Genomic DNA, 9,050 nt, shown 5'->3' with positions numbered 1-9,050 from the left:
CACCGCCAGACAAGGTGTCATAGAGCCGCATGACAGCTGCGGGGCTTTCGGTCACGACCGGCCAGCTTACCGGCCGGTTCAGGCAGAACCCGCATCGCCAAGAACCAGTTGCCGCCGCAGAACACCATGCCCTCGTAGAACGCGAGCAGTTCGCGCAGGCGGGCGTCTTTCGGTGGTGGGTATGCCTGCTGCTCAGTGATGCCCAGCCGGAACCGAGACTTGTTCGGACCCTGCCAGTTGAGGTCCATTGCGGTACCAGACAGATGGTTGCTCGACGCGACGTCGTTCGTCGCGGTCCAGCCGCCGGTGTCCTCCTGGCGTAGCGGCTCGACGTGGGCGTTGAAGTCGGCGGCGAACGCACCCAGGATCTTCTCGGGCTGGCCTTCGCGGAGCCAGATGCGGACGCTGGTGCCTGGGATGAGCACGTGGCGGCACGATCCTTGATCGACCATGCGCCAGCCGTTCTCGGAGTGAGTTCGGCCGTAGACGGTTCTGTCTGCCATGGGGGCTATTCCTTTCGGGGGCATGGCTGGTGACCCTGCTGCGGGGAAGTCAGCAGGGGGCAGGTCATTTGGTGGTCAGCCGGTGAGAATCGCGACCAGCGCGGCGAACCGGTGCCGAACGCACGGGTGCTCGATCGCGGGCCGCCCGCACAATGCGAGCGGGCACGCACCGTGCCGAGGCTTGTGAAACTGGTCGCCGTCGGTGGCGTACCGGTCGAGCCGGATCAGGCCCACGGATCCCACACGGGCACAGCGGCCTGGCGCACGGCCTGGCCCGCGGCGGTAACCCCGGCGCCCGGCGCGGTCCACTTGGCACCGGCCACCGGCAGCGACGTGTACGGCCGCTCGTACGCGCTCTCGACCTCGGCGCGGATCTTGGCGTCCTCCAACGCTTCCCGCTCCGGTCCCCACCACAGCTTGATGCACTGCGGCATGACCGCGCTCGGCACCAGGATGTAGTGATGGTTGTTCGTCGGTCCCTCGATGTGCACCGCGTTGGCCGGGTCATTGATCCGCACCGCCGAGTAATCCGAGTGGAACGCCGGGCGGAACTTCAGCGGATTGAGCTCGGCCCACACGTTGGCCATCGCCTTGCTCGTGCGCTGCGTCGGGCAGTCCTCCGGGAATGCGTACTGCCGCGCGACGTCGAACACGCGGAACGGGCAGTCTTCGGGGATGCCAGGGCCGCCGTAGTCGGCCGGCATCAGCCCGACCACCGACGCGCCGCCGTACTTGCGCTCCTGATTGCCGGTCAGGACGAACACGTTGTCGTCGACGTCGATGTCGGGGTTGGTGCGTAGGTAGCGACACAGCGCCCGGGCACCGGCCGAGTGGCCAAAGAAGATCTTGCGGCCGGGCTTGGTGGCGATGTCGGCGACCTTCTCGACGGCGACGTCGATGTTCGACAGCGGCACCGTGCGGTTGGGGTAGATCAGGTCGCGCCGCGTGTACGGCGTGCGGAACAGCTGCGCGGCCAGGTGGTCGTTGCGCATCCGCGGGTTGGTCGACATGCCCGCGAGGCAGTAGACGGGGACGGTCATGGCCAGGCGCTCTCGGGGAACGGGCCGACGCAGGGCCACCAGTAGGCGACCGCGATGCCGGCGGTGAGCGCGATCGCGGTAGCGATCACGACGAGGCGAAGTGCTCTGATCATCATCAGTACGAGGTAGCCAGGCTGTAGACGACCGCTGCGTCAGCATCGCCACCGGCAATCACTGGCCAGATCACCATGCGCACGAGTTGTCCGAAGTGGCGAATCGTGCGAGAAACCGTTAGCGGCAACGCATCGGTGTCCCTGCAGATCACATTGGCACTCGAGGTGATGGTCGTCGTCTTCGTTGAGCTGGATGCTCCTGCGGTGCCGGTCCACGCGTAGGCGATCTCGTCTGTGTCGGTGCTGTCGCCGTCGAAATAGCCACCCGGGGCGGTGCCGGGGCGGTAGAACGGCGCCGAGGCTTCCACCCAGTCGCCGACCTGCCACAGCGAGGCGCCGTCGCCGGTAACCGAGACCACCGACATGAAGATGTGGTGCGTGTTGGCCGGCGACGTCGCGGTGCACGTCAGGCGAGTGAGTGTGCTCGCTGCGACTACCGTGCTGGCCCCGTACTTGGTGTCAAGAAGACTGCCACCTTCGTCGTAGTATCCGATCTTCAGGCGAAGTCGCTGTTGCTTGGAACACCTGACATACCAGGAGAATGTCCCCTGCTCGTTGGCGGCGACGAGAATGCCTTGAGAGTCAGACACTCTGATCCCGCCGTTGTACCCGGTTGATGCCGTGGTGAATGTTCCGCGGTAGGCATTGCGGCCACCGTAGCCGGCCCCCGATGACACGGAGCTGGAGGCTGCGCCACCGCCGGACGCCAGGTCGAGAGAGTAGCCGGTAGTGGCCAGCACCTGCGGATGGATGAACGGGTTGGCTTCCAACTCCGGCGGTGCGACGCCGCCATACCAGTCGACGCCCTCCGCGATCATCTTTGCGATCTGCTCCGGCTGCATGTCGTACCAGCGGAACGTCGAGTAGCCCGCTCCGCTGATGTTCATCACGCCGAGTTGGAACTTCGCCATCAGCTTGAACGAATCCATTGACCCCTTAACGCCGTGCACGTCGAGTGTCCACGTGAGTCCGTTCGCGGATGCCTCGGAGAAGTCCACCCAGCATTCCGGCTGACCGTGCGCCAACGATCCCGTGCCAGCGGCGTTGACCGGCATGTCATGGACAATGACGGAAGTTCGATGAACGGTCACGCCCCACTCCTCGGGTACCAGGTGCCACGCACGCGGCCGACGAGCAACCATGACGGGCCGGCCGCGGTGTGAACGGTGTTGTTGGTCATGCCGATGCCGAAGTTCAGGCCACCGGCGAAAGATCCGGCTCCAACCGACGAGCCGATCTGCGGGTTCTGCTTACCGCGGCCCGCGCCGAGTCCGGTCAGGTCATACACGTCGGCACCGACCTGGGCTTCGTGGTAGCTACCCGGGGCACCGTCGCTCGACACGACGGTGTCTAGATCGACTGTCAGCGCGATGTAGTTGAAATTCATCTTGTTCTCGTTGTCGCCGGCATTGGGCGGGTTCGGCGACAGGTTCACAAAGCTGCCCACGTCGTTGGTAAGCGCCCACTGATCTGACCTCACGGGGGCTTCGCCCGATCCTGTGAACTTGCGGAACCTCAGCTTGAAGAATCCGCGAGAGCTGTTGTCCCACCGTTGTGTATCGATGCCGATGAACCAACTGTTCGGGCTGTTGTCGAGGTCGGCGCCACCTTGGGCAATCCACGTCTCGAACTTCACCAGGCCGGAATCCACCCAGCGCGACAGGTTCTTGTACGCGCTGACTTCGGCGTGCGGAATGTTCGCCGAGGAGTTCGGTCGCGCACCGGTTGAAAGGACCAGCGAGTGGGATGACCCGTCGAGTGTCCGGAGCGCGGTCCGTGACAGCGGCGCGTAGGCAAAGGCGGCGCCCTGGTGGTCACGCCATCCGCAGAACCCCTGGTCGAAGTTATCGTCGAAAAGCACCTCTGGGGGCTGGAATCCGCCCCGGTTTCGGCCGGAGTCTGGCCATCGCGGAGGTGGCAGCGTTTCGTCAGCGGCCAAATGGCGTGTCATACCAGCGGTTCTCCGTTCGCATAGAGGGTTGTCCCGTGCTCATCGGTCACGACGGTGAGGTTGGACGAGAGCGGCAGTGACGTTGTGGCCACCAGTTCCCCGCGGTAGAAAAAGTGGAGGTTGCCGTCTTCGTCGGCCTGGACGTCATCGATCGTCAATTCACCGGCGTGCTGTTCGACATACAGGCCCACAGCCGCGGCCAGGCGGGCCTGGGAGGTATCTGGCGGGTACGCAACCCCCGCCTCGATGACCTCCCACAGCGGACTGTCCACGAGCGGAATCGTGACGAGCCACCGCTGTCCATCGGGGTTCTCGATGTAGCCGCTGATACCGCCTTCGAGCTCGGCCGTCAGCACGCCGTTGCTCGGGATCAGCGGCCTTGAGCGACGCGGTGTGACGACGCCGGGATTGCCGTTCTGGTAGCCCTCGGGAGTGAAGTACCAGGGCCGGTTGTCCTTGCGGCCTGAGCCGTCGCGGATCGTGTCGCCGGTGATGGTGACCAGTGCCATCAGTTGCTCACCCCTGCAATCCAGAACGTGCGGTCATGGCGGCGGCCGAGCTTGGTGGTGAGCCGCACGCGCACCGGGTGGTTGCGGGTGATCGAGCCACCCGAGAGCCAGACCTGAGTGGCGTTGGGACGGAAGGCCTCGAACCGCACACGCAGCGACCCCTCGGTGGTGTGCTCGACGTGCACGATCTCGTCGTCGTCGGCGAGGTGGTTCTGCCAATGCAGCGTGTATTCGAGCGTGTCGTCGAGATCCTTGTTCCACTGCGGCATTGCCACGCCGTCGTTGCTCACCCGGAAGTTCCCGGCGAGCATGCGCGGATCGGCCGAGCCGACCGGCGGGACGATGTACTCGCGGTCTGGGTGCGGCTCAATGAACTCCCGGTGCGCCATGATCGACGCGCGCAGCCTCACCGGAATCTTCAGCGTCACGCCGATCTCGACGATGCTCGGAGTCAGGGCGAACCCGATCGCGCCCCAGTTCGCCGACGCGGCGTTGTGCACCGCGGTGGCCACAACCGACTCATCGCCGGGTGCGTCGCCGACCAGCAGCGCACCGCCGCCCAGCATGGTCTCTGACTTGCGCTTGGTGAGCGTGTAGCCGTCCTTGGTGAAGCCGCGCAGCTTGCCGACGGCGTGACCCGACAGCACGCGGTGAGCCGGTCGCACCGAGGGCACCGTGACCGTGTTGTTCAGCGTGGACCCGCCGACGGCCGAGATCGCGGCGGCCAACTCCTCGTAGCCCGAATAGGTTTCGGTGATGGCCATGAAGTTGCGGGTGCTGAGGAACTCCGTCGGCATCGAGGAGAACGACGCCACCCAACCCTGCGAACCGCGCGGTGCATCTTCGAGCACATGCACGCCGAAGTAGCACTTATCGGAATCGAACCGCACCGCCTCGTGCTCGACCATCGGCTGGCCGCCGAACTCCCCCGCGAACGTCGCGCCGGTCGTGTCGGCCTCCCCCGTCCACAGCATCCACATCGCCGCCAGCACCCGGTCGCGGGCCTGCGTGGAGACGTTGTGCTCCCGCTCGATGTCACCCGAGGTCGTCCCCGAGCCGACGAGCAGATGGCCGCTCGACGTCGAGTCGAACTGAACCGGCATCAGTCGTCGACCTCGATGCGGAACGTCGCCAGCGCGATGGTGTCACCGTCGGCGACCGTCACCGGCTGGTCGAGACGCTCGTAGCCCAGAAAGTTCCCCGCCGACAGCGCGTCGTGGAAGCTCATGTACGCGACGGTCGCGCCCTCCTCGCTGACCCACGTGGCGTCAGCGCCCGTGTTGATCCCCACGCCGTCGACAGCCTCGGCCGCGGTGATCTGGTCGCGGTCCTCCTCGACGTCGACCGTGTTGTCCGTGCCCGACGTGCCCGGGACGCCGTCGTGCAGCTGGGCCGCCAGCACAGGCACCACGAGCGGCTTGTTACGCGTGATGCTGTCGACGATGCCGTTGCGGAGGTACTCAGAAAGCATGTGAGAATCCCTTCTCTCTAGGTCTGGGCGGCGATTTCAGCGAGAGCGTCCGAGGCGGCCTGCCAGTCCCCGTCCCACTGCGCGATCCAGTTCGGGGAGGCGTACAGCAGGTAGGTGTCGGTGGACTGCTCGTCGTAGTCGGCGGTGGCGTAGCAGTCGCCGTTGCTGTCGCGCCACCAGTACGGGCCATCGGTGTCAGCCACGGCAGCCAGGGCGGCGATCTCGTCTGGTGTCATCACGGGCTCTCCAGCGCGTTCACCGACACCGCCGCATAGGGCAGGAACCGGTTCTCGCGGGACAGTGCAGCGAAGCTGATCGAGGAGGGGATGCCCTGCGAATGGTTCTGCGCGACGTAGCACGCTGCGTCCAGTAGCGGGACCGTGCGCGCCTTGTTCAATTGGTCTATGGCGGCGAATCGGCGCGTCACCTGCAGGGCACTCGGTGCCGTCTGCTGATGCGCGACGAAGAGGATCTGCCCCGGGGTGCACTCCTGGTCGATTCCCATGGACACGAACACCTCGGCCAGCGTGGTAGTGTCCGCCGCACCATCCTTGATGTCGCCTGAGCCCCAGACCTTCTCGACGTCGCCGGTGTCGGGGTTGTAGATGCACAGCGCCATCTCGTAGTAGTTGATCGAGAACAGCGAGGTGTCGGCGCCGACGATCCACCGAATCCTGTCCACGGTGCCGCGCCTGTCGACGATGATCGGCGTGTAGTAGATGTGACCCTGCGAAGAGCCGGTCACCTTCACGGGGCGGATCGTCGGGCAGATGCCGCGATGCAGCCGGTACTCCGACGTGCCGCTGCTGGACACCGAGTCGTAGTCGAGAATGTCCCGGAACTTCGGTGCCGATGAGTTGCCCGTCAGTGCAGTGGTTTTCACCAGAGCGCGCGGAATCGTCGCCATGTCTTCGAGGTCGGACACCCACGCGGCGGTGACGTTGGTGGCCGCGGCGATCTCTTCGAGGTTGGCGATCGCCTCGGTGTTCGCGGTGATCGAGTTCTGCAGGTCGGTCGACCATCCCGAGAACCACCCCCACGGATCGAAGTCAGGTCCGGTGTCGACCGCCCCGTGGGCGACGGCGAGATTCGCCGCGTTGCGCCGGTTGATCTCGGCGCTGCGCGCAAACAGCTCAGCTTCAGTGAGCTGCTGCTTACTGCCGGCCGACTTGCCGGGGACCTGGGCGACGCGCTTGAACGTCGGCCCCCAATCGGGTCCCTCGGTCACGCCTGCGTCACCAGGACTGAGCAGCTGATGTAGTCGTCGAGTGCCGAGTACGAGTTGAGGCTGCCCGACTGCCGCTCGGTGTTGAAGAACACCGTCGCACCCTCGCCGCCGTTGATGACGCTGAGCGAATCGTCTGTTCCCGAGCAACCGCTGATGTTCAGGCGCTCTTTCGACGTTCCACCGACGCCGCGGCAGATGCCGATGACCGGGCCGTCGTTAGCGTTGAGACGTGCGACGAAGTTGACTCGCAGCGATGGTCCCGCACCTTCGACGCGGCACTCGCCTTGCGGCATCAGCTTGAAGTCGTTGGCGTAGGTGCCCTCTTCGATGTTGACAACCGCGACGGTGAACGGCGAACCCGTGGTACCGCTGGGCGCCGAGGAGATCTCGGCCGGATGATGCACACCGCCCAGTTTCGGAGTGCCGAGGGCGAACCCTGTGCCCGCGGTGTTGACGATGAGGAACTGGCCCGGGGTGGGTGTGCCGTAGTCGCTCGGTGTGATGATCGCTGCGCCGGGCTCCCCCGCCGCACCGCGCCGGATCGCGAGGTCCAGCGCGTACACCGCACCCGCCGCGTCGGTGGCCGGCACGATCTCGGTCAGGCTCGCGGTGCCCGGCGTCGGGTGGTTCGACGGCAGTTCCTCGAAGCTGTTGAGGATGATCGACGGCGACTTTCCGGGCGGACCTTCGGCCAGCGCGGCGAACCCGCCCAGACCGCCGGCCGGCGCGGCGATCAGCAGGTACATGCCCGACTCGGGGTTGGAGTCCTTGAGCATGCGGAACCGCGCCAGATCGACCTCGATCCACGTGCGCCCGAACTCGTCGACGACCTCGCGCGCAGTGGCGACAGGCTGTAATGGCATGTGTCTCCTACGAATTCGGGGTGAGAGTGAGCGAGTTGAGACCGGCCCAGAACTCGCTCACGTTGCGGCGCAGCGTCTGCGAGTAGTGCTCCAGCGGCTTGCCGTCACCGAGCTGCAGCGTCAGCTCACGCTTGGTGCGGCTGGCGTGGAACTTGACGAGCTCGATGTGATCGGTGAACAGCTTCGTGCGCGAGGCGTAGACCAGCGTGGCCAGCGCGCCGGGGAAGATGTCGCGGTAGAGCTTGTAGGGACCGTTCTGACCGCGGAACGTTGCGATCGCGGTCGTGTAACCCCTTGAGGCCCAGAGCACCTGGATGAACTGGAACAGCGCCTCGATGTTGTACGGCGACGAGTTCGTCGGGGTGACGACTTCGATTGCAGGGTGGTACGGCCCGACGTCGTTGCGCCGCTGGTAGTGCTGGATCAGCTGGAACGCGAAGAACGCATCGTTGAGGAAGCCGTCGAGCAGGTTGCTCGGCACACCGGTGAATCCGATGATGATCATCGCCGCGTCGATCACGAATGACAGCCACGCGTTGATCAGGTCGTTCAATGTTCAGTTGGTCTGTGCCCCACCAGTTTCCCGGTGGGGCACAGACCAACCACTTGGGGCTCTTTCCGCCGATAATGTGTTGCCACCCAAGGGGGGTGGAGTGCTTGATCTTGCAGCTGATCAGCGGCGAACGATCACGCACCACCTCGCCGTCGGCCACGATCTTGTCCGGCGTGATCAGCACCGCGTACGGCGGCACGAAGTTCACGCCCAGGCTCGGCGCGATGTGCAGGCCCTCGGGCGCGTACTCGCCGTTCGGATTCAGCAGCGGGTCAAGCGTTCTGCCCAGCAACGAGCCCTGGGTATCGACCACCAGGCGCAGCGCCGAGTCGAGCACGTTCTTGAACGGACCTTGAATCTGGCTGCGGTCCTTGACGACCATGACGTAGGTCGGCCGGTCGAGGTTGGCGTACCCGTCGGGCTGCGGCATGCCGGGCCGCCACAGGTAGACCCGCACGTCTACGCCGTAGGCCGGGGTGATCTCGGTGATCATCTGGCCGACGGTCGTCATGCGCACCGTCTTGACGAACAGCGGCGACGAGTCCTTGAGCAGGCCCGTGCGCACGACGTAGAGCGGGTGCTCAGTCGCCGCAGCGCCCGCGCTGTTGTTCTTGATCCGCTGCAGCAGCGTGCCGAACCACGTGCGGGCATCGGGATTGAGCGACAGCGCGTTGTTCAGGAACTCGTTGACGCCACCCTGGATCGCTGCATTCAAGTCGACGACGCACGGGTCACCGCCGCCCTCGACGCGCTGCGCGGCTGGGCCCAGCAGCAGGGCCTCGGCTCGTGGGACACCGACTACGGCGATCTGCAGTTCAC

11 protein-coding genes and 1 pseudogene are annotated in these 9,050 nt (G+C 65.5%); 1 reads left to right on the top strand and 11 read right to left on the bottom strand.

Annotated features, from left to right (window positions below; translation table 11 throughout):
* Nucleotides 1-17: 17 nt before the first annotated feature.
* From ASJ79_RS12070 to ASJ79_RS12020, 11 genes are all read right to left on the bottom strand, one after another.
* Nucleotides 18-503 carry a hypothetical protein gene (locus ASJ79_RS12070; protein ID WP_156448394.1) on the bottom strand — a complete coding sequence of 162 codons (486 nt, stop codon included), beginning with the start codon at nucleotides 501-503 and terminating at the stop codon, nucleotides 18-20.
* Nucleotides 504-727: 224 nt separating this feature from the next.
* Entirely contained in the window at nucleotides 728-1,543 is an 816-nt protein-coding gene (locus tag ASJ79_RS12065; protein WP_067955406.1) for a PE-PPE domain-containing protein, read from the bottom strand.
* A 115-nt stretch (nucleotides 1,544-1,658) separates the two neighbouring features.
* The gene (locus tag ASJ79_RS12060; protein ID WP_156448392.1) at nucleotides 1,659-2,747 is read right to left on the bottom strand and encodes a hypothetical protein; all 1,089 of its coding nucleotides are present in this window, start codon (nucleotides 2,745-2,747) and stop codon (nucleotides 1,659-1,661) included.
* The gene (locus tag ASJ79_RS12055; RefSeq protein WP_156448391.1) at nucleotides 2,744-3,595 is read right to left on the bottom strand and encodes a hypothetical protein; all 852 of its coding nucleotides are present in this window, start codon (nucleotides 3,593-3,595) and stop codon (nucleotides 2,744-2,746) included. The genes ASJ79_RS12060 and ASJ79_RS12055 overlap by 4 nt, the downstream gene beginning before the upstream one ends.
* Nucleotides 3,596-3,603: 8 nt before the next feature.
* On the bottom strand, nucleotides 3,604-4,116 hold the full coding sequence (locus ASJ79_RS12050; protein ID WP_067955399.1) for a hypothetical protein: 513 nt from the start codon (nucleotides 4,114-4,116) through the stop codon (nucleotides 3,604-3,606).
* Nucleotides 4,116-5,219 carry a hypothetical protein gene (locus ASJ79_RS12045; protein WP_067955397.1) on the bottom strand — a complete coding sequence of 368 codons (1,104 nt, stop codon included), beginning with the start codon at nucleotides 5,217-5,219 and terminating at the stop codon, nucleotides 4,116-4,118. Before ASJ79_RS12045 ends, ASJ79_RS12050 begins: the two co-directional genes overlap by 1 nt.
* On the bottom strand, nucleotides 5,219-5,587 hold the full coding sequence (locus tag ASJ79_RS12040; protein WP_067955396.1) for a hypothetical protein: 369 nt from the start codon (nucleotides 5,585-5,587) through the stop codon (nucleotides 5,219-5,221). Before ASJ79_RS12040 ends, ASJ79_RS12045 begins: the two co-directional genes overlap by 1 nt.
* A gap of 17 nt (nucleotides 5,588-5,604) precedes the next feature.
* Complete coding sequence (locus ASJ79_RS12035; protein WP_156448390.1) at nucleotides 5,605-5,826, bottom strand: hypothetical protein; 222 nt, start codon at nucleotides 5,824-5,826, stop codon at nucleotides 5,605-5,607.
* On the bottom strand, nucleotides 5,823-6,815 hold the full coding sequence (locus ASJ79_RS12030) for a hypothetical protein (RefSeq protein WP_067955392.1): 993 nt from the start codon (nucleotides 6,813-6,815) through the stop codon (nucleotides 5,823-5,825). Before ASJ79_RS12030 ends, ASJ79_RS12035 begins: the two co-directional genes overlap by 4 nt.
* Nucleotides 6,812-7,678 (bottom strand): hypothetical protein, encoded by an 867-nt coding sequence (locus ASJ79_RS12025; protein ID WP_067955391.1) that lies wholly within the window; start codon nucleotides 7,676-7,678, stop codon nucleotides 6,812-6,814. The genes ASJ79_RS12030 and ASJ79_RS12025 overlap by 4 nt, the downstream gene beginning before the upstream one ends.
* Nucleotides 7,679-7,685: 7 nt before the next feature.
* Entirely contained in the window at nucleotides 7,686-8,231 is a 546-nt protein-coding gene (locus tag ASJ79_RS12020; RefSeq protein ID WP_067955389.1) for a hypothetical protein, read from the bottom strand.
* A 100-nt stretch (nucleotides 8,232-8,331) separates the two neighbouring features.
* Here ASJ79_RS12020 and ASJ79_RS32160 point away from each other — a divergent pair.
* Nucleotides 8,332-9,050 (top strand): annotated as a pseudogene (locus ASJ79_RS32160) (hypothetical protein); the annotation flags it as partial.

This window comes from Mycobacterium sp. NAZ190054 (genome assembly GCF_001545925.1).
Lineage (GTDB): Bacteria > Actinomycetota > Actinomycetes > Mycobacteriales > Mycobacteriaceae > Mycobacterium.
This window is presented reverse-complemented; position numbering and strand designations above follow the sequence as displayed.

Excerpts from the sequence above, each read along its gene's own strand:
- ASJ79_RS12050 (WP_067955399.1), bottom strand. The coding sequence starts at position 4,116 with ATGGCACTGGTCACCATCACCGGCGACACGATCCGCGACGGCTCAGGC.
- ASJ79_RS12070 (WP_156448394.1), bottom strand. The coding sequence starts at position 503 with ATGGCAGACAGAACCGTCTACGGCCGAACTCACTCCGAGAACGGCTGG.
- ASJ79_RS12040 (WP_067955396.1), bottom strand. The coding sequence starts at position 5,587 with ATGCTTTCTGAGTACCTCCGCAACGGCATCGTCGACAGCATCACGCGT.
- ASJ79_RS12065 (WP_067955406.1), bottom strand. The coding sequence starts at position 1,543 with ATGACCGTCCCCGTCTACTGCCTCGCGGGCATGTCGACCAACCCGCGG.
- ASJ79_RS12025 (WP_067955391.1), bottom strand. The coding sequence starts at position 7,678 with ATGCCATTACAGCCTGTCGCCACTGCGCGCGAGGTCGTCGACGAGTTC.
- ASJ79_RS12045 (WP_067955397.1), bottom strand. The coding sequence starts at position 5,219 with ATGCCGGTTCAGTTCGACTCGACGTCGAGCGGCCATCTGCTCGTCGGC.